General features: G+C 46.3%; 18 protein-coding genes. 15 read left to right on the top strand and 3 right to left on the bottom strand.

The window, feature by feature from the left end; translation table 11 throughout:
- Nucleotide 1 precedes the first annotated feature (1 nt).
- The 13 genes from HQM11_00520 (at nt 2) to thiD (ending at nt 12,304) form a co-directional block, all read left to right on the top strand.
- Nucleotides 2-1,447: an exodeoxyribonuclease VII large subunit gene (locus HQM11_00520; protein ID MBF0349480.1), complete on the top strand. Its 1,446-nt coding sequence runs from the start codon at nt 2-4 to the stop codon at nt 1,445-1,447.
- A 76-nt stretch (nt 1,448-1,523) separates the two neighbouring features.
- Nucleotides 1,524-2,414 carry a homoserine O-succinyltransferase gene (locus HQM11_00515; protein MBF0349479.1) on the top strand — a complete coding sequence of 297 codons (891 nt, stop codon included), beginning with the start codon at nt 1,524-1,526 and terminating at the stop codon, nt 2,412-2,414.
- Nucleotides 2,415-2,426: 12 nt separating this feature from the next.
- Nucleotides 2,427-2,792: a hypothetical protein gene (locus HQM11_00510; GenBank protein MBF0349478.1), complete on the top strand. Its 366-nt coding sequence runs from the start codon at nt 2,427-2,429 to the stop codon at nt 2,790-2,792.
- 197 nt (nt 2,793-2,989) lie between these two features.
- The gene (mtnP, locus tag HQM11_00505; GenBank protein MBF0349477.1) at nt 2,990-3,841 is read left to right on the top strand and encodes an S-methyl-5'-thioadenosine phosphorylase; all 852 of its coding nucleotides are present in this window, start codon (nt 2,990-2,992) and stop codon (nt 3,839-3,841) included.
- A 194-nt stretch (nt 3,842-4,035) separates the two neighbouring features.
- On the top strand, nt 4,036-4,896 hold the full coding sequence (locus HQM11_00500; GenBank protein ID MBF0349476.1) for a DUF4115 domain-containing protein: 861 nt from the start codon (nt 4,036-4,038) through the stop codon (nt 4,894-4,896).
- Nucleotides 4,889-5,857: a TIGR01212 family radical SAM protein gene (locus HQM11_00495; GenBank protein MBF0349475.1), complete on the top strand. Its 969-nt coding sequence runs from the start codon at nt 4,889-4,891 to the stop codon at nt 5,855-5,857. The genes HQM11_00500 and HQM11_00495 overlap by 8 nt, the downstream gene beginning before the upstream one ends.
- Nucleotides 5,851-6,126 carry a hypothetical protein gene (locus tag HQM11_00490; GenBank protein ID MBF0349474.1) on the top strand — a complete coding sequence of 92 codons (276 nt, stop codon included), beginning with the start codon at nt 5,851-5,853 and terminating at the stop codon, nt 6,124-6,126. Before HQM11_00495 ends, HQM11_00490 begins: the two co-directional genes overlap by 7 nt.
- 19 nt (nt 6,127-6,145) lie before the next feature.
- Nucleotides 6,146-6,496 carry a ribosome silencing factor gene (gene rsfS, locus HQM11_00485; protein ID MBF0349473.1) on the top strand — a complete coding sequence of 117 codons (351 nt, stop codon included), beginning with the start codon at nt 6,146-6,148 and terminating at the stop codon, nt 6,494-6,496.
- Between the two features lie 5 nt (nt 6,497-6,501).
- Nucleotides 6,502-7,431 (top strand): UDP-N-acetylmuramate dehydrogenase, encoded by a 930-nt coding sequence (murB, locus tag HQM11_00480; GenBank protein ID MBF0349472.1) that lies wholly within the window; start codon nt 6,502-6,504, stop codon nt 7,429-7,431.
- Nucleotides 7,432-7,448: 17 nt separating this feature from the next.
- Nucleotides 7,449-8,381: an FtsQ-type POTRA domain-containing protein gene (locus tag HQM11_00475; protein ID MBF0349471.1), complete on the top strand. Its 933-nt coding sequence runs from the start codon at nt 7,449-7,451 to the stop codon at nt 8,379-8,381.
- Entirely contained in the window at nt 8,378-9,874 is a 1,497-nt protein-coding gene (gene tadA, locus HQM11_00470) for a Flp pilus assembly complex ATPase component TadA (GenBank protein MBF0349470.1), read from the top strand. Before HQM11_00475 ends, tadA begins: the two co-directional genes overlap by 4 nt.
- 3 nt (nt 9,875-9,877) lie before the next feature.
- Nucleotides 9,878-11,158 carry a phosphoribosylamine--glycine ligase gene (locus tag HQM11_00465; GenBank protein ID MBF0349469.1) on the top strand — a complete coding sequence of 427 codons (1,281 nt, stop codon included), beginning with the start codon at nt 9,878-9,880 and terminating at the stop codon, nt 11,156-11,158.
- A gap of 366 nt (nt 11,159-11,524) precedes the next feature.
- Entirely contained in the window at nt 11,525-12,304 is a 780-nt protein-coding gene (gene thiD / locus HQM11_00460; GenBank protein MBF0349468.1) for a bifunctional hydroxymethylpyrimidine kinase/phosphomethylpyrimidine kinase, read from the top strand.
- 14 nt (nt 12,305-12,318) lie between these two features.
- Here thiD and HQM11_00455 read toward each other — a convergent pair whose 3' ends face one another.
- A complete protein-coding gene (locus HQM11_00455) occupies nt 12,319-14,847 on the bottom strand; it encodes a response regulator (GenBank protein MBF0349467.1) in 2,529 nt (842 codons plus the stop codon).
- Nucleotides 14,848-14,855: 8 nt separating this feature from the next.
- Entirely contained in the window at nt 14,856-16,574 is a 1,719-nt protein-coding gene (locus tag HQM11_00450; GenBank protein MBF0349466.1) for a response regulator, read from the bottom strand.
- A 158-nt stretch (nt 16,575-16,732) separates the two neighbouring features.
- Here HQM11_00450 and HQM11_00445 point away from each other — a divergent pair, with 158 nt between their 5' ends.
- Nucleotides 16,733-17,143: a CopG family transcriptional regulator gene (locus HQM11_00445; GenBank protein MBF0349465.1), complete on the top strand. Its 411-nt coding sequence runs from the start codon at nt 16,733-16,735 to the stop codon at nt 17,141-17,143.
- Nucleotides 17,144-17,155: 12 nt separating this feature from the next.
- Entirely contained in the window at nt 17,156-20,086 is a 2,931-nt protein-coding gene (locus HQM11_00440; protein ID MBF0349464.1) for a PAS domain-containing protein, read from the top strand.
- 18 nt (nt 20,087-20,104) lie between these two features.
- On the opposite strand, the gene HQM11_00435 is transcribed toward HQM11_00440, so the two are convergent.
- The gene (locus tag HQM11_00435; protein MBF0349463.1) at nt 20,105-21,085 is read right to left on the bottom strand and encodes an alpha/beta hydrolase; all 981 of its coding nucleotides are present in this window, start codon (nt 21,083-21,085) and stop codon (nt 20,105-20,107) included.
- Between the last annotated feature and the right edge of the window lie 4 nt (nt 21,086-21,089).

Genomic DNA, 21,089 nt, shown 5'->3' with positions numbered 1-21,089 from the left:
AATGGCTGTTCCTTTTGAAATTGAAGTTCCTGCCATCCTGACGGCTGAAACGCCCAACAGTTATCAGAACACCGACTCAGGAAACGAAGACAAAACATCCATCTGGACTGTCACAGAACTAACCCGACGTATCAAAGCACTTCTGGAAACAGGACTGGGTGCAGTGAGTCTTCAGGGGGAACTGTCCAATTTCAAACAATCCGCCCAGGGACATTTATATTTTGTAATCAAGGACGCCCAGGCCCAGATCAGGGGAGTGATGTTCCGTCAGTCGGCACAGCGCCTTAAATTCAGGGTAGAAGATGGCCTGGAAGTGATTGTGAAAGGGTCGCTGAGCGTGTATCCCCCCAGAGGTGAGTATCAACTGACCATCACCTCGATGGAACCGAAAGGCATTGGAGCTCTGCAACTGGCCTTTGAACAATTGAAAAAAAAACTGACTGAAGAAGGTCTGTTTTTACCCGAGCATAAACAGAAAATTCCGTTTTTCCCTAAACGAATAGGCATCATCACGTCTCCCACAGGCTCTGTCATCCATGACATGCTCAACGTGCTCAACCGCCGATTCCCGGGAGTGCATGTCATTTTATTTCCCGCGGCAGTGCAGGGAACACCGGCTCCGGCAGAACTGATGGAAGGCTTGCGTTACTTCAATGAAATCAGCCCTCAGTCTGTGGATGTGATCATTATTGGCAGGGGCGGTGGTTCCATGGAAGATTTGTGGGCGTTCAACCATGAAGGTCTGGCAAGAACAATTTTTTCCTCAAAAATCCCGGTGATTTCCGCTGTAGGACATGAAACCGATTTCACCATTGCGGATTTTGTCAGTGATTTACGGGCTCCCACACCTTCAGCGGCGATGGAACTTGCCGTGCCAGTACGGAGAGAACTTGAATTGCTGCTGGAAGATTATTCTCTCAGATTTGAACGGGTGATGTCCCGACGCATGGAGGAGCTGAAACAACGTCTGGATTTAACAACCCGAATCCTCAGCAATCCGGAAACTCTGATTGTTCAGTATCTGCAACGAGTCGATGATCTGTCCTCACGTTTAAGCAGTTCATTCATGAGCCAGAGACTGCTTCGGTTCAGGAAATGGCAGACCGCGTCACAGAAATTGAAACTGTTGAGTCCCTCCAAAGAATTACACAATCAGCAACAAATGCTGAAACAGCAGGAAATCCGTTTGATCAAGGCACTTGAAGCTCATCTGACAAAAGCACAGGACCAGTTTCATCAACAGGTCCAACTGTTGGATTCACTTAGCCCGCTGGCCACATTGGGACGTGGATACAGCATCATTCTCGACAAGAAAAACAAGCCTGTTCGTTCGGTCAGTAAACTTTTGCCAGATGAGCTAGTGACCCTCAAACTTTCAGATGGTGAAGCAGAGACCCGGGTGCTCCGGACAATACCGCAGAAACAGCAGGGAGCAATGCCTGACTGAAAATATCTTGCGACATCAGCCACACTTCGGCAATCTGACAAACATTCTGATTTATTGAACCTTTCAGACCTGTTTTATGACAGTTATAATCCCTGATTTATACCATGCCCGGGAGTTGCTGGAAACCAACCGGATCAAATGCATCTCCCCCCAGGACGCATCCCGTCAGGATATCCGTCCGCTCCGAATCGGTATTTTGAATATTATGCCGCAGTGTCAGGATTATGAATTCAATATTCTTCATCCGCTCGGACTTTCTATCCTGCAGGTGGATCCTGTCTGGATCAAACTGGCATCTCATAACTATCAAAGTTCCAATCAGGAACACATCAACGAACTTTATATTACTTATGAGGATGCTGTCGTGGAAGAACCGCTGGATGGGATGATTGTTACAGGAGCACCCGTCGAGCACATTGAATTTGAGAAGGTGAAATACTGGGAAGAAATCAGCGGAATCCTGATACATGCTGTAAAAAATTGCACGAGTGTCATGGGAATTTGCTGGGGCGGGCTTGCCTTGGCTAAACTTCAGGGGATTGACAAATTCAACTATCAGAAAAAATTATTCGGAGTGTTTGAACTCCACAATATTTCAAAACCATCTCATCCTGTCGTGGGCGAAATGGATGATCTGTTCTGGTGCCCCCAAAGTCGTCATGCGGGCATTGATGACCGGATTCTGGAGCAGGCACGCAATGACGGGCGTCTGAACCTGCTGGCCCACAGTCAGGAATGTGGATATGTCATTTTTGAAACACCGGATCACCGAAGCATCATGCACATCGGACATCCGGAATACAATGCCAGGCGTCTGGTTCAAGAGGCCTTACGGGATGCGCAAATGCATAACGTTCCAGAACCTGCCAATTTCGATATCCATCATCCAGTCAATCGCTGGAGGGGAAACCGAAATGTATTTTTCTTCAGTTGGCTGAAATATTGTTATGATCAGATCAGTATTTGAGGGAATGTGGACATGAATGACCTTCCCTTGTTCAAGACTCAACATGACATCCTGAAGCAGAAAATCAGACAGTTTCTGGTCCATTCGTTTCTCTACTACCAACTCAGCGAATCAGTGATCAGTGATTCTGAATATGACCAGCTTTGCGTCGAACTTGGCAGAATGCTCCAACAAAGTCCGGAACCTGTGGAGTTTCGTGATCTGGTAGAATCAGCTCTGGGCGCAGAGGCCTCCGGTTTCACAATCCGTCAGTATCCACCGGGCATTGTGAGTGCGGCAATTCATCTTTTATATCAAACACGTTATAAAAACAGTACTATGCGATTTCCCGAGTTTGTAGAACGTTTGGGGTATCAGTTGAATTTTCCTGATTCGTAAGGGGCAGACCTGTATGTCTGCCCGGGATCAGGGCGAACACACAGGTTCACCCCTACAATTTGTAGCCGAAAATAGGGGCAACCCAAGTTATCTTTACAAAGTATATTGATTTCATTCATTTAGAATAAATTGACAACTGAACGTCTGGAACTGACAGTTGTTGCGTAACTAGAATCATAAATTTCAAGGAGTGATCTATGAAAGTAGGAATTATTGGCGGCAGTGGGCTTTATGACATGGCTGGTCTGAAAAATGTTGAAGAAATTCGCATTTCCACGCCCTTTGGCGAACCCTCTGATATTTTTGTGTGTGGAGAACTGCATGACATCCCTGTGGTTTTTTTACCACGTCACGGACGGGGACACCGCCTTTTACCAACAGAGATTCCTTTTCTGGCCAACATCTGGGGCTTGAAAAAACTTGGCGTGACCCATTTGATTTCTGTCAGTGCGGTGGGAAGTCTTAAAGAGGAAATTGAGCCGGGACATATCGTTTTTCCTGATCAGTTCATAGACCTGACCAAACAGCGTCGATCCACCTTTTTTGGCAATGGCATTGCGGCACACACCCAGTTTGGCGATCCTGTCTGTTCAAAACTCACAGACGTGATGATCAAAGCCGCCAATGATGTGGGAGCAACCTTTCATAAGGGTGGTACCTATGTCTGTATTGAAGGCCCTTCTTTTTCATCCCGTGCAGAATCCACCATCTACCGCTCCTGGGGTGCTTCGGTGATCGGCATGACCAATGCGCAGGAAGCAAAACTGGCCCGGGAAGCTGAAATGGCGTTTGTCTCCATCGCGCTGGCAACGGATTATGACTGCTGGCATCAATCCGCGGAAGAAGTCACGATTGAGCAAATTCTGAAAGTCATGCATGCCAATATCGAAACTTCCAGAAAAATTGTGGCTCGAACACTGGAACTCCTGACACCTGATTTCCCTTGCAGTCAGGAAAATGCCCTGCAGTATTCCATTGTGACCCAGCGGGATAAAATCCCTGAAGAAATTCAGAAAAATCTCAGTATCATTATCGGCAAATATCTTTGAGGGTATTCCATACAAACAAAACAACACCGATCGTTCTGGTTCCGGAAAGTTCTGTCATTTTCAAAGTTTTCTCTTGCGTAAACCGAAACAGCTTAATAGGTTGATTAGTAGAAATACTTCCTCAGAAAACGAAAACGTCAAACAGAATTTTTATAAAATCCGGAAATTTTTCAAAATCCATCTGATGCACTGACATGGACAATCAAGACAGCCTTAAAATCATCGAATCCATTGGACAAACGCTTAAAGAAAAACGAGAGCATAAAGGATTTTCTCTCGGGTATATTTCTGACATCACCCGTATCAATTTCCGGATGCTGGAAGATATTGAAGCAGGAATTCTGCGTGAAGAACCAGGGCCTGTGTTTGTGAGAGGTTTTATCAGGTCCTATGCCCGACAGGTAGGCATGAACGATCAGGAAATCCAGGAAATGATTCAATCTGTTCCCGCCTTGCAGGGCGATGAACAACTGCATCACATGGATCCGATCAAATCAGTGGGGGACAGTGGTAAAGTCTCGATGCAGCCTTTTATTCTGGGTGGTATCATTCTGGTGATTGTGGCCGTAGCATATCTTGGCTTTGCCACCTTCAGCAAACAGGACAGTGACCCACAGCTCGCTGAAGAAGTTGAGGAAGTTGAAGTCATGATGGAACCCGAACCGGAAACGGCATCAGCACCAGAAGTAGCGCCGGAACCAGTGCCCGAACCTGCAATTCAGGAACCCGCAAAAACGCCAGAGCCTGTAGCTACCGTCAAACCTGTGGAAACGGCACCCGTACAGGCACCCGTACCTGAATCTATGGATTATTTACGACTAAAAATATCCGCACGTGAACTGACTTGGCTTACAGTTACTGCGGATAATGAAAAACCGCATGAAATTCTGCTGCAACCCGGCGAAGCGATGGAATGGAGTGCTTCTGAAAATTACCTGCTGAACATCAGCAATACCAAACATGTCGACGTATTATTGAACAGCAAACCGCTCAAGGTCGACCAGAAGAAAGATTTGTTGGTCAACTGGACGATTACCAGAGATATGCTTGAATAACACAAATGCCGCGCCACAAAGATCCGGCCACGGTTTTGATTATGACAAACCCTATCTTCCGTTGAGTCAGCATTATCGGAGGATTTTTAAGCAGAAAGTGTTTAAAGTCAGTGTCTCTGTTGCGCAAACCTGCCCGAACCGTGAAAACCAGCAGGTTTGTATTTTTTGTGACGAATGGGGTTCTGCCGCTTATCACACCATAGCCCAGCAATCCTTGAGCGAACAAATCCGAATCAACCGGGAAGCCATTCGGACACGATACCGTGCTGAAAAATTCCTGATTTATTTTCAGTCCTATACCAATACTTTTGGAAAAATCAGGGAAATGGAAACGCTGTTTCATGCCGCAATGCAGGAAACGGATGTGGTTGGACTTGTGATCGGAACCCGTCCGGACTGTCTGCCTTCCCGAATTGTAAAACTGTTTGAAACAATTTCAAAAACACATTTTATTTCAGTAGAATTAGGAATTCAAACTCTCGATAATGAGCAATTAGCATTTCTCTCCCGTGGCCATGACAGAGAATGCTCTATCAGTGCGATCAATAAGTTGAGAGACGCGGGATTGCAGGATATTTGCGCGCATTTGATGTTTGGACTCCCCGGAGAGACAGACCAACAACTGGTTCAAACGGCACACCAATTATCGGCGATGGGAATTACAGGCGTGAAACTCCACAATCTGCATGTGCTTAAAAACACACCCCTTGAAACACTATTCAACAAAGGACTTTTCACCCCTGTCGACCTTGAGGAATACGCACGCAAGGTGTCACTGTTTCTGGAACATCTTTCACCCGAAATCGCGGTGCATCGTCTGGCAGCCGTTGCGTCCCGCTGGGATGAGCTAGTTGCTCCTGACTGGACCCGTGAAAAAATGAGACCCACCCAATTTATTGAAGATACCATGCGGCAAAATCAAAGCTGGCAGGGCAAACATTATGTAAGGATACAATGCTGATGATCATCCGCTTACTGATTCTGGGCATGCTGGGTTATGCCGCTTTTAAGCTTTACAAAAAATTTTCGGCCGGCTTGTTTCAGGACATGACGAAATCGCCTAAAACCGCCAAAGATGGAGGTATTACCAACACGGTGATGGATCCTGAATGCGGCGTTTTTATTGATACCAATACAGCTTATGTTGCAAAAATTAATGGTGAGCAACAATATTTTTGCGGAAAAACCTGTGCTGACGCATTTCGTCAGAAACAGGAACAACACTCTTAACCCCTGTGTGGAGGAATCATTGAAAATCATTGGAATGGATCTGGCCAACGCCATCATGGATCAACTGGCTGACGCGAAAAGTAAACGATTGATGCTGTTTGATGTTCGTGAGGTTTCAACCATCACAGACTATGTGATTATCGCGGAAGGAACTTCTCAAACTCACGTCAAGGGAATCGCAGACCGGGTCGTGAAGCATTTCAAAAATCAGGAGATTCAGGGCGATGCGGAAGGTTATCAGGAAGGCAGTTGGGTCTTGCTGGATTATGATACTGTGATCGTGCATGTATTTCATCCGGAAACACGTCAGTACTATAAAATTGAAGAACTCTTCAAACCCTATCTGATTCAATCCCGTGAAAATGATTGAGCCTCATGCACAGTTCCGAACCATGGCACACTGAACTGTTAACGTTGTCCCTGAATTCAAAAATTCATTGGGATCTGTCGCTTCGACGCTACAACACCCTGAAAATCGGGGGTCCGGCACGCTGTTTTGTTGAAGTGGAAAACATCGATGATTTGAAGCAACTCCTGACTCTGATTGACCATCACAGCATTCCATGGTTTCTGATTGGTAAAGGGTCTAACATACTGGTCACGGACGCAGGCTGGCCGGGGATCGTGATTCGATTGGGGCAGAGATTCAAATCATGGGAAGTTTTTCCTGAAAACTGCCAGGTCATGGCAGGAGCAGGACTGGCCGATGTGACATTTGCCCAACGCTGTGCTCATCTGGGTTGGAGCGGTGCGGAGTTTCTGGCCGGTATTCCAGGCACCATTGGTGGAGCGGTTGCGATGAACGCTGGAGCACATGGTACAGAAACCTGTCAATTGCTGAAAAAAGTAGGGTGGCTTGATCTTCATGGGGAACTTCATGAACAATCTGTAGATGAAATCGATTTTTCTTATCGGCATTCATCCATCAATGGTTCCCTCAATAAAATTGTGGTCAGGGGTTTATTCCAACTCAGACAGGAAAATCCTGATCTCATTCAGCAAAAAATAAAGGAATACAAACAGTTTCGTGAAGACAAGCAGCCCAAACATATGCCAAATTGTGGATCGGTTTTTAAAAATCCACCATCGAATCCTGCGGCAAAGTTGATTGAACAGGCAGGGCTTAAAGGTTATCGGATTGGGGATGCGCAGGTCAGTGAAAAGCATAGTAACTTTATCGTCAATCTTGGTCATGCAACGGCTGACGATGTGCTGAAACTGATGCGTGTTATTCAGGAAACAGTGTCTCAGAATTATGGAATCAGACTGGAACCGGAAGTTCAAATCATGGAAATTCCCAATTAATATATCCAGGGGTGGGTATGCAGGATCTCAAAAATCATTCAACCAGACGCCAGGGGAAACCGGTCGCCCGTAAACCGGCATTGAAGCTGAAAATCAGTGAAGACCGAAAACATCGCCTCAAAATGGTCATGATTAAAAACAAGGGCGTCCTGCATCAAAAATTCAGTGAATCTCTGGCCTTGTCTGATATTTCGAAACTTACTTTACTCAAAGTGATTCAATACCTGACTGGCATGGCCGCCTTGGGCTTCGTGTGTTTTACAATGATCGGCAGTCTGGCACAGAGCGATTCATTTTTTGAACAACCCGCGCGCAAAATCGGCATTGAAGGCCAAACGTTGCTGTCAAAAAATGAGATTGTTCAAGCTACAGGAATCCACCCCGGGGAGTCTCTCATGCAGTGGGATCCGTATTTTCTGGCATCAAATCTTCAGCAACAGCCCGTAATTCGGTCGGCCTGGGTTCGTAAATCCTATCCTGACACACTCCACATTCGAATCAGGGAACATCGCCCGGCCGCCTTCATTAAAAATGGGAAATCCTGGTTGTGGATCTCCCGGGATCAGGTTCCGCTGAAAGTGGTGAAAAAACTCCCTGAACCTGTTCCTGTCATCACCGGCAATTTTGGCAGAATTGTGCAGGGAAAAACCATCCGGTCTGCGGATCTTGAACGAGGCATGAAATTGCTGGATCTGATTGAACGGGAAGTTGCGGAAATGATCCCGATGATTCTGGAAATCAATGTTTCTGATCCTCTAAATCTCCAACTCAGTCTACGTCAATCAACCATCAGAGTGAATCTTGGTCAGGAACAACACCTTGATCGCCTGAAACAGTTTTCGGAAATGCTGTCTGAGCAGAAACTGTCAGATCAGATACTCTCCGTGGATCTCCGCCATGCTGACAAAATCCGGATTGTTTATCGCACACCTGCTGACCGCCGTTCATGAGCCTCCTGAATGAATTTATCACAGAAGGTCTGATTGATGCGGACGCTCTGGAAATTTTGAACGGCGCCAATGTTTCGTCAGACTGGGAAAAACTGCGGTTTCTCACCAAACAGGGCTGGATTGCTGAAGAGAGCATCCTGAATGCTTTGTCCCTGCGCTATCATCTCCCCCTGTTGTCCGATTTCCCGGATATGATCCCCGAACCACTGGCCCTTGAGATCTTTGAGAAAACCCGCATCATGATTCTGGTCATTGACCAGAAAACATGCGGTTTGTTATCGATCCACTCCGACTGGTTTCAAATGGATTATGCCCGATTCCGCTGGGGAAGACCTGTGGAATGGGTTCTTTGCCCTGAAGCTCGAATCAATCGTCCGTTGAACGGAAGTGACGCACCCGAACAGGCTGACCAGATTTCAGCCGCGGAACAATTTCAAAAAATCCTGAAGCAGACCGTGGAACTGGGCGGTTCTGACATCCACCTGGAACCCTCAAATCAGGGCTTAAAAGTCCGCGTTCGCGTTGATGGACACCTCCGTGAATTGACAAGACTTCCCCTTTATCTTCAAAGCCTGGTCCTCTCGCATGTTAAAATCCGATCTGGAATGGATATTGCCATCCGCCGTAAACCTCAGGATGGACACCATTCTTATCATGCCTCCAATGGCAAAACCTTTGATATCAGAGTTTCGTCGCTACCAACTGAAACCGGTGAAAAAATCGTGTTGCGCCTTCTGGATCAAACCCCGGTTCAATATCAACTGGAATCGCTGGGATTCATGAAAGAGGATTTGGGCGTGCTGTTGCGGGGTTGCCAGTTGAACAGTGGCTTGCTACTGGTGGTTGGGCCTACCGGAAGTGGAAAAACCACCACGTTGTATGCCATGTTGCATGAAATCCATTCGGTGACCCGCAACATCATCACCATTGAAGATCCTGTGGAATATCACATTGACGGGATGAATCAGGTATCCGTGAAACAGGACCCGAATGTTTCCTTTGCCAGTGTGCTACGAGCGTCTCTCAGACAAGATCCGGATGTGATTCTTGTTGGAGAAATACGGGATGAAGAAACGGCACAAGTCGCTGTGAAAGCCGCACTCACGGGACATCTGGTGCTATCCACACTGCACAGCGTGGATTGTGCCACCACCATTCAACGGATGCTCAATCTGGGTGTGTCCGCTGATCTGCTGGCCGAAACAGTCAAACTGGTGATCTCCCAAAGATTGGTACGCCGTGTGTGCACACACCCTGAAACGGAAACCAACTGCTCCCTGTGCCATGGTTCAGGATATCATGGCCGCACACCGATTTATGAAATTCTCAGGATTGACACACCCATGCAGGAAAAAATTCGTCAGGGCATTTCAGGACATGCGTTATTCACAGGTGATGGATTTTATTATCAGTCATTCCGAAGCACCGCGTTGGAACTGATCCGTCGCCAGATCACAACTGATGAGGAATTACGACCTTTTCTAACGGAATAAATTATGGCACCCAAAATATTGGTTCTCGGAGTGGGCGCATTTGCCCAGTCGATCATGCGTATCATGCGGAGGCAACAAGCTGAGGTTTTTTGTTATCTTACCCGAAATTATGGCCACTACGGCCCGTCGCAGGAAGGTCAGGTCTGGGACTCCCGTCAACACCCTTCGCCGATTCCGGTCATTCAACAGATCAAACCGGATCTGATCATCCCAATGTCCATTGACTGGCACACTTCAGCCTGGTCTGAAGAATTGCTGGCACAGAACATACCGGTTTTCTGTCCGAAAGGAACAGCCATCCAGCTTGAAGTGGACCGTGCCTTTGCCAGGGATTTGTGCCGGGAATATGGTGTTCCGTTCCCCAGTTCCTATCGGGTTCAAAACAGAATTGAAGCACTCTCGTTGATGAAAAAAGATCCCAAACCCTATGTGATTAAAAATCCGTTATGCTCCCCCTTCAGTCCAGTGCATACGGTTGTGTGTGAAAGCATCGATGACACGTTGGGATGGCTTGACCGGATTGATTATGCGGAAGGAGTTTTTCTGCAGGAGTATCTGGGTACTGCTGAAGCCGGACATTTTGTGTTTGTGAGTGATGGAGAAATTTTCAGCATTGCCACCAATCAGGAATATAAACGGGCTTTCAATCAAAACATGGGACCCGTGGCGGGTGCCCCCATGGGAGGACTGGTGGAACAGGATCCCCAAGACAAATATGGCCTGGCAAAAGAGTTGATCATGCCGCTCCAACCCTGGCTGAAAGCCAATCATTTTTATGGTCCGCTTCAGGTCACGGCAATCCGTTATCAGGAACAATGGCATGCGATTGAATACAATGTCCGGCTTGGTGTGACATCCGGGGCACTGTTTCTGAGTATGCTTGAAAATTCGCTGGAAGTTGTGTTGGACATCATGCGGGCAACGCCCCCCAAATTCCACTGGAATGCGCAAAAACCATTTGGATGTTCGCTGAGTCTTGCTGGTTATGGTTATCCCTATGTGGTTCCTCAAGCTCCCAGCATTCCCGTGACAGTATCGGGTTCACCGGATCCGGACTGTGACATCTGGTGGAATGAAGTGGAACAGGTCAAAGGACAGTTGCACATGAGAGATCACAAAGTGGCCGAAATGGGGCACCGTATTGCGGATGTGAATGTGTGCGGTTCCGATCTGCAGGAGGTGATTCAGAAAACGTATGCGAATATCCGGAAAATTCGTTGTCTGGCCAGTTATTATCGAACCGACGTCGGCCAGAGCTTATGGCCACCCGGGACAGGTTATTGAGGAACGGGCATCTCGCACAATGTCGGGTCGGCGATACATCCCGACCAAGGCAAATTAAGGTTACAACACTGGTTCCCATGCTCTGAGTGGGAACCAGGATGGCACTGCTCCTGCGGTGCGGGCGCAGAAGCGCCGGATTGAGCATTCCGACGCAGGAGCATCGGAACGAGGATTTTTTATTAACTTAGAAATACTCAGAAAATAACTTCAATAACTTCTCAAAAACATTTCCTGCCGGGCATGGGTAGAGATGCGCGATTCGCACGTCTCTACAGACCTGAGCAAGAGCGGTGTGTTAAAAAAACTTTGGTAAGTTATTCTTTTTCCGTTCCAGGTTATTTTGAAATATTGTCATAGAGAAATAATATGATTCCTTTTGCCTTGACCATCGCCGGTTCAGACAGCAGTGGCGGAGCCGGCATTCAGGCTGATCTGAAAACATTTGCCGCCCATCAGGTCTTTGGAACTTCCGCCATCACTTGCATCACGGCACAAAATCCGGGTGAAGTCATCGCGATCTCTCCAGTTCCTCCCGAAATAGTATTTGCCCAGATCAAGGCTGTGTTTGACTGGCATCCCGTGCCTGCGGTTAAAACAGGAATGCTGTTTTCCGCTGATATTATTAAACAGGTGGTGCGGGCATTGCGTCAATTCAGTCCACAATGGCTGGTGGTGGACCCGGTCATGGTTGCTTCGAGCGGAGCTGTGCTCCTGGAACAAGCAGCGATTCAATCCCTGACGCGGGATTTACTGCCGATTGCGCGGTTGATCACCCCCAATACCCGTGAAGCGGAAATTCTGGCGGATATGCCAATTAAAGATTATGAATCCGTGCGCCGGGCCGCGAAAAAAATCCATGATCGGTTTCATACCGCGGTGTTGCTGAAAGGTGGCCACCTGCCTGTCGATCAAGAATCTTGTGATTATTTTTATGATGGCCTTGAGGACTTTGATTTTCGGGCGTCATTTCTACCGATCAGCGATGTGCATGGTACCGGATGCACGTTATCTGCCGCCATAACGGCCGGTCTGGCAACCGGAAAATCCCTGAAGCAGAGTATTCAGCAAGCCAAGGATTATATCACCCAATCCCTGCAATCAGCCGTTATCGTGCAGAAACGCCATACCTTGCGGCATTTTCGCTGAAGGGTGCTTGTTTTTCAGGTGCCTGTTCCTTCCTGACTTCCTTTGTTTGACAATATTTGTTGTATGGCGCCCAGCAATGACTGAAGTGTCGTGGGTTTAGGCAAATATGATTTTATGTTGGGATATTTGCTCCGATCATGTTTGATCATGTCACCAAAGCCGGTGATCAACACAACGGGAATATCAGGACAAAGTTCGTTCAGGTTTTTACTCAATTCAACACCAGACATCTTAGGCATGGAATAATCCGTCAGCACCAGATCCACAAATTTTCCATTTTCCCCCATGAATTGCCAGGCCTCCAACCCGTTGTTGAACAGGGACACGTCATAACCTTTTTCAGTCAAAAATTCTTGATAGATTTTAGAAAGAACCGATTCATCTTCCACAATCACAATTTTAAAATTCTGCTCAACAGGAGCGTTCTCCGGAAGAGGTGCCTCAAGTGCAATGTCCGGATTTGATTCTACCGTTTCAACAACGGGAAACAGAATTTCAATGGTTGTTCCTTTTCCCGGTTTGCTTTTCAGATGGATATGCGCGTTATGCGCCTGGGCGATGCCATGCACCACAGCCAGGCCTAAGCCTGTACCGCTTCCGACTTCCTTGGTGGTAAAAAATGGATCAAAGATATTTTTCTGGATAAGTTCAGGGATGCCTTCGCCAGTGTCACGAATGGATAACCGGACATAATCTGATTGTTCCCATTCAAAATCATATTCTTTTCCTAAGGTTTTGTGCTGAATCCGTTCCAGTGAGATGGTGAGTATTCCACCTTTGGGCATGGCATGGAATGAATTGGTACACAGATTCATCAAAATCTGGTGAATCTGTGTCGCGTTTGCGTTGACCTTGCAATCTGTACAGGAAAAATGGGTTTGTATTTCAATGGTCGCCGGAATGATGGATTTCATCATATTGACAGAGTCCTTGACAATTTCAGACAGAGTCAGCGGTTCATATTTGACATTTCCCGCACGACTGAACGTCAGAATCTGCTTGATCAGATCCGAAGCACGGGAGCCACCATCAAGAATATGTTTCACATACCTGAGGGTTTTTTCATCCTGATGGTTGTCCATCAACATCTCGGCAAAGCCCATCATCGCATGCAGAATATTATTGAATTCATGGGCAATTCCTCCGGCAAGATGCCCTAACGATTCCATTTTCTGGGCATGGAGCAACTCTTTTTCCAACTGTTTCTGGTTGGTAAGGTTGACCATGGAAAGCATGATTTGCGCAGGATCTTCAACATCAGTTCTGATGAGAGAACCTGAAACCTGCACAGGGAACATTTTATTATTTTTCCCTTTGGCTGACATTTCCTTCAATTGCTGGCCATTTTTATAGATGCTGGCGATCATTTCATAACAGCGTTCTTCGGTCTCAAAATAATTGACCAGGTTCTGCCCAACCACACGTTCACCATCTGGAACCTTCCACATTTGTTTGAATGCGGGATTTAAATACGTGATTTGCCCCGATGAATCAGTCAGGACAATCGCGTTATTGGAAGACTGAATCGCATGGTCCTTGATTTTAAGTTGTTTCTCCGTGGATTTGATTCTGGTGATATCGGTAAGATTGATATGGCATAACCGGTCTCCACCAGCACTCGCTGAAATAGAACCACTGATGCTGACATCCAGATAATCCGTTGCCGAAATATACAGACGGAGGTCACAGGACTCCGCATGATTGTCACGAAACATTTTCATTAAAAAATGAAAAAAGATTTCAGGGGAATGGTCTCTTAAAAACAGGGAAAATGGTTTTTGCACCAGTTTTTGCCTGGTCCGGTTGAGCATGTGGGAGGCCGTCTGATTAACCTGTTTGATAATTCCATGTGGATCAATCAGCATGTATCCCACTGGCGCGAAATCAAACAAATTCGCAAAACGATCATGCGATATTTCCAGTTCTTTTTGTGTCTGGCGCAGTTCATCATTCTGCATCTCCAGTTCTACCTGATGGATCCGCAATTGCTCCGCTGTTTCCATCAATCTGTTGTGGTTATGCCTTTTGTATAGAAAACCACACAAGTGAGAGGTCCACAACGCCAGTAAGTCCAAATCAAAAATCCGTTGATCTGTGCCATGAAATTCAATCAGTCCCCAAAATTTTCCGCCAATTCTCAACTCATGGACCTGAGGCTTCAGCTTTTTTGTAAAACCTGCCGTTTTATAAACCTCGCCTGTCTCAAGAATGACACAAATATGGATGTCCCCGGGCAATATTTTTTGAATCAAAGCCAGGGCCTTTTCAAAATACTCATCTTGAGAAATTTCCTGTTGGTTCTCCAGTCTTGAGATTTCATAAAGACTGTTCTGTTCAAGTATTTTTCTTTTTAACTCCTTTTCAGCCTGTAGATACTTCGCGTTGGAAACCATGGTCGCCTGGAGCTCCTCCGCGAGCATGTTCAAACCTAACGCAATGGCATCCAGTTCTTCACTGGTACCTGTCACAGACATTCGATTGCCCAGTTGTCCTGAGGCCATATCCGTAATGAATTGCACAACCGTCTCTATCGGAACATTCATAAAAATCCTTAAGCCTTTGCGAGATGATGGATCAAGTGTGTGAGTTCGTTGAACAAAACCGGCTTGTGCATAAAAGAAAGAACACCTGCCTGTTTCAACTTTTCCAGATCAGTGTCACCAATATACCCTGTGGTCAGGATTATGGGTGTTGCGGGTGAAAGTTCATGCATCTGTTCTATCAAATACCGCCCCTGAATATCAGGAAGGCGATGATCCACGATAATGACATCAAAGTGGTGTGGGTTCTGTTGTAACTGTTGTAACGCATCATAGCCATTTTCACAGCCAACGATGTAATATCCAAGTGATGAAAGTGCCAGCGAATACAACTCCAGTTGTTCTGAACTGTCTTCAATGATGAGTAGTTTATGGCTTCCGGAAAGAATTTTTTTCTCCTCAGACACACCACTAACCACCGTTTGCTGAGGCTGAACCGGAAACAGCACATGAAACGCGGTTCCCTGACCCAAGATACTTTCAAAGTCAATATACCCATGCTGTTGCTCCACCAGTGTTTTCACATTGTAAAGTCCCAACCCTGTGCCAATATCACGCTCTTTGGTGGTAAACATGGGTTCAAAAATTTTTTGTCGGAATTTTTGCGGAATTCCCCCGCCGGTATCACTCACGGTGAGTTTCACATAATCCCCGGGTAGAATATTTTTCTTTGAACCCTGGCTCGCCGCGATATGTGCTGTGCCAAGATATACATGGAGTTTCCCGAATTCGTTCTGTGACATGGCCTGAATCGCGTTGGTACAAAGATTGACCAATATTTCATGGATGCTCGAAGCATTGGTTAACACGGGTGCGCAACTGGCTGGAAGCATGCTTGTTACATCCACATTTGCTGGAGCAAGTGTTTTGATCATGTTGAACGTTTCCTTGACAATCGGTGTGATATCCACAAGATCCAGATGCGGGTTCACATCCCGTTGATAGCTGAGAATCTGTTTCGCCAATTGTGTGGCCCGTCCCCCTGCATTTAATATCATCTGTAAATAGCGCGGATGCTCTTCCGCATTGTCTTTTGTTTCCGCAATAAGATTAGTGAATCCCAGAATGATATTCATTTCATTATTGAAGTCGTGCGCAATGCCTGTGGCCAGCGTTCCCACCGCATCGGTTTTCTGAATCATGCGAAGCTGTTTTTCCAGGAGGGCCTGCGAGGTCATGTCAGTGAGCGCAATCTGATATTGCACATCCCCTGACTCGAGATCCAGTTTTATCCCATCCATTCTTACTGGGATATACAACCCCTCCAGTCCTTTGAGCGCAGTCACACGACAGGCCTTGTTTCCGTGTTCCAGCTCATTCAGAAATTGAAAAAAATATTTGCTGTCACCCGAACGCAGAAAGGGAATCAACGACCGTTTGAGCAGTTGATTGCGAGTCATGGACAACATAACGCACAAAGTCTTATTGGCTTCCAGAATCTGCAGGTGCTGATTGATGATCATGTATCCGACAGGCGCATTTTCAAACAAATGGACATATCTCTGATTCACCTGCTGTAATTCTTTTTGAGTATGTTGCAGTTCATCATTTTGCATCAGGAGTTCCACTTGATACACATTGATTTCATGCAAAGCCTCCTGCAAGGTATCTATGCCGTCCCGATTCGATTCATCCTGTGTTTTTTTCAGGAGTTCAGCCGCCTGTTGATACAAATTTGCATAACGTGGGTCTTGTTTTAATTGTAATATTTTTGTAGAAATATCTTCCATGTTTCTCTATTCTGCAAATCAGGAGTTCAAATAGCGGGTCCTTCTGAACTTGGTCTAGTCCAATATTGATAATAGAACACCTGCAACTTAAATCATCTTGTTTATTTATTAATCCGCTCCAATATGAGCGCTTTATTTTTGTCAGACAAAAATAATTTATGCAAGAACTTCGTGGAAGACCAGTCAAATTTAAATCAAAAATGTCCGACAGACTGACTATTCGCCTGCCAGATGAGCTGTTAAAATTTCTGGAAGATCATTGTGTTCGCAACGGTTCCAGCAAATCAGAACTGGTTCAACGAATTATCAGTCAATACAGCAAAGATCTTTATTCTGAAGAAAATGAACCTACGGAAAACAGCACACCAACAGAGTCGGACACTGATTTGAGAGCACCTGCGCCATTGCCGCAAACAGCGCCAGCTCTTCAATCAACCAGACTGATTGAGAAAAATGATACACTTCAGGAAAGCAGTCTCTATTTGGCCTTAGCCCAGAAAATGGTGAACGAAAGCAAAAAGTTGATTGCAAACAGCAGACTTCAGATGCAAAGCGGTAAAAAACTTTAATGAGACAAGTGAATGGAACCTGAAATTATTAATGAAATTCAAGAAACTCCTACAGAACCGATGTACTATGTAGGCGTCGGTGCCTCAGCCGGAGGCCTGGAAGCGCTGGAATCCTTTTTCAAGCACATGCCTGCTGATACTGGATTAACCTTTATCGTGATTCAGCATCTTTCTCCGGATTACAAGACGCTGATGGTGGAACTGCTATCAAAACATACGGCCCTGGAAGTTGTCACCATTGAAGAAGGCATGCAGGCTTGCCAGAACACGGTTTATCTGATTCCACCCAAAAAAAACCTGACCATTTTCCATGGGACATTGTTGCTCAACGAACAGGAAGTTCCACGGGGGATCAACCTCCCGATTGATATTTTTTTCCGTTCGTTAGCCGATGACCAGAAAGAGAAAGCCATCGGCATCATTTTGTCTGGTACAGGCAGTGATGGCACACGGGGTGTGCGAGCCATCAAGGAAAATGGCGGCATGGTCATGGTGCAGGATGAAGATTCATCCAAATTTGACGGAATGCCCCGTAGCGCTATCGCCACCGGCGTGCCTGATTTTGTTCTGCGCCCTGAGCAAATGCCCTCCCAACTATTATCCTTTGTAAAAAATCCTTATGGTGCGACCAAACATTCATCCGGTCTGTTTCCCAGTGAAGATGGCTTGATGCGAATTTTCTCCTTGTTAAGGGAACGACACCGTGTCGATTTCACCTATTACAAACCCAACACGGTTATCCGGCGCATTGAACGGCGCATGACAGTCAATCAGATTCCAAAACTGACAGACTATGTCAAATTTCTGGAAAGCTACCCCAGAGAATTGCTCTCATTGTATAATGAATTGCTCATTGGCGTGACTTATTTTTTCAGGGATGGAGAAGCCTTTGAAACACTCCGGACCAAATGGTTGCCGACACTGATAGAGAAAGCCGAAAATAAACAGCTCCGAATCTGGGTCGCCGGATGCTCGACCGGAGAAGAAGCTTACTCACTGGCCATGCTGTGCCGGGAATGCATGGAAGAACTCAACGTGTTTCTGGATGTCAAGATTTTCGCCACCGATGTGGATAAAGATGCCATCACGATTGCCGGAACCGGAGCGTATCCGGAAAGCATCACGGCGGATCTTTCGCCGGAACTCATCACCAAATATTTCCAGAAACGCGATGAAAACTATGTGGTTACACGAAAAATCAGGGAAATGGTGGTCTTTGCCCAACATAATCTGATCAAGGACCCGCCGTTCACCAACATGGATCTGATCAGTTGCCGGAACCTGCTGATCTATCTGCAACCTGTTCTGCAGAAAAAGGTTTTTCAGCTCTTTAATTTTTCTCTGAACGCTCATGGCATTCTATTGCTGGGACCCAGTGAGTCGTTGGGGGACATGGCTGATTTTTTTGAGGCTGTGGACCATAAATGGAAAATCTATCTTTCACGGGGACGCTCCAAATACCTGACACAAATGTCGGAATTGCCGCATGTCGTCGAAAAACGCAATGGTTACCCGACCAGTGTCAAGCAATCGGATTATGAACAAGACCGGTTTTTACAACGTTTTCTGGAATTCATTGCTCAGGATTATCAACCGTTTGCTGTGGTGGTGAATGAACACATGGAACTGGTGTTTGTGCTCAATGACCAGAATCATTTTCTGAAATATCCTTTTGGTAAAACCTCACAGGAGATCAACAAGGTTATCATTGATGAACTTAAAATCCCGATCTCCACAGGTCTGCAGAAAGCCTTCAGTTCCAATGAAACACTCCGCTACAACAGTGTACGGATTTATTCCGGAAACACTCCCCTGAGTGTGGATATTCGCATTTGTCCATTACCGGAAAAACGAAACCGCGAACGTCTGGTCGGCATTTTCATTACGGAATCCAAACAACCTGTCATCAGTGAAATGTTGCCGGAAAAGAACACGTTTGATGTCAGCAAGGAAAGTGAGCAACGTATTCTGGATCTGGAGCATGAACTTCAGTTCACCCGTGAAAACCTTCAGGCAACAGTAGAGGAACTGGAAACCTCCAATGAAGAATTGCAGGCAACCAACGAAGAACTGCTCGCCAGCAATGAAGAACTTCAAAGCACCAATGAAGAATTGCAATCCGTGAATGAGGAACTCTATACGGTGAACGCTGAATTGCAGCAGAAAATCATTGAAATGACACAACTGAACAATGACATGGATAACCTGTTAAAAAACAGGGATGTCGGCATGCTCTTTTTGGGACCTGATCTGAAAATCCGCAAATTCACACAGGAAATTAACAGGATTTTTCAAGTGATTGACAGCGACATTGGACGCCCCATCACACACTTGAATCATCGATTGATTAAGGTGAATCCGCTTGCCTGGATTCAGGAGGTGCTGGACAATGATACTTTAATCGAGCAGGAAGTCATCAATGATCAGCAACATTGGTATCTGCTGAAAATCAATCCCTACTATGAAGATGGCGAGCCTTTAGGTGTTGTGATCTCAGCCATTGATATTCAGTCCTTGAAACTGACCCAGCAGGAACTGGAACAGGAAAAAAGGCGACTGGACCTGTCTCAGGAACTTGTGGGAATCGGCAGTTGGGAGTTGGATCTTCAGTCAGAACTGATCCAGTGTTTTGATCTTGCGTTTGAGATTTTGGACCATCCCCGGAACGTTCCCTTGACGCTGGATGAATTTATCAGTAAGGCCCATCCTGATGATCAGGAAAATCTGAACAGTTTCATTCGCAAGACTGTCGTGCAGGAAAGCGACGAAATACTGGAGCATCGTCTTATAAAAAATGGAGAGGTTTTCTTGGTCCGGGAAAAATTGAAAGTGATCAGAAATCACCAGGGCGAACCCTCGGGCATATTAGGCGTGATTCAGGATGTGAACAGTGGCATGGTCCAATGTCCGCTTGGAAACAGCCAATCATGTTCCCTTCGTTGAGCACAGGAAATTATTCAGTCATCTCACCAGAAACGCACCGCTCTGGAGGTCCCATTGAAGCTCCTTTTCAATGGGATCTCCATGAAACAGGGCATGAAAAACCCGACGCAAATGCGGGTTTTGTTCCACTGGATCTCCCACAAAACAGGTATGGGAAACTCCCACATGAGCTGTCCGGGTCAGATCAAGATACACTGCGTGTTTCGCGACCAGATTGCGGGCATAATGTCCCAACCGGGTTTGTTGTCGTTCTCCCCATTTCATGCGTGAGGCCATCAGTGCCACATCGTTTTCATTGATCGTGATATACAACCTGCGGCGATGCTCAATCTGGTCCACCCACTCCGCATGAGCCTCATGATTCACATCGGGCGCCGCCAGAATGATGTTGTCAAACACACTCGTTTCCCCTTGATACGCAGAAGATTTGAGCCAGTTTTTGAGCAGATAGACCCCCATGCTATGAACCAACAGGGAGATTTTCCGGTTGCAGGTTTGTGACACTTCAGAATGTTTGCGAAAATGCTGATTGAGTTTTTCCAGAAAACGGTCAAAGGCAATGACCGAGCGTAACGCGTCCCGTTTATCACTGAGATAGGACAGCAGGCCTTCCACACGACCAGAAACCGCTGATCCGTTCCGGCCATTGGCGGGCCAACTGAACAGAATGATTTCCAACCCGTAAAGCTGTTCCATCTGCCAGCAGCGTTCCAGCATTTTTCCGAAATCATCATTGAATCCGTGAACATAAACCAGAATATCGATGCCTTGAGTGCGAGCCCGTTCCTGTGTCTCCAAAAACACGGATTCACTGGCCGTTATCCGTTTGCCACTGGCCCCGCGCATTGTGTCCGGTAAAATCTCCACCTGCCAACTGTTGCTTTCTTTCCAAGCCTTGGCCACCCGTAATTCGTCAGGCCCTTTGGAATTGAATCCTGAGCCAAACCGCTCCAGCGGCGGATGTTTGGGTTGCAGATTTCTGTTGCTGACCACAATCATAAAA

Source organism: SAR324 cluster bacterium, from assembly GCA_015232315.1.
Taxonomy (GTDB): Bacteria; SAR324; SAR324; order SAR324; family NAC60-12; genus JADFZZ01.
Note: the sequence above shows the minus strand (reverse complement) of the source record. Positions and strands in the feature narration are given on the sequence as shown.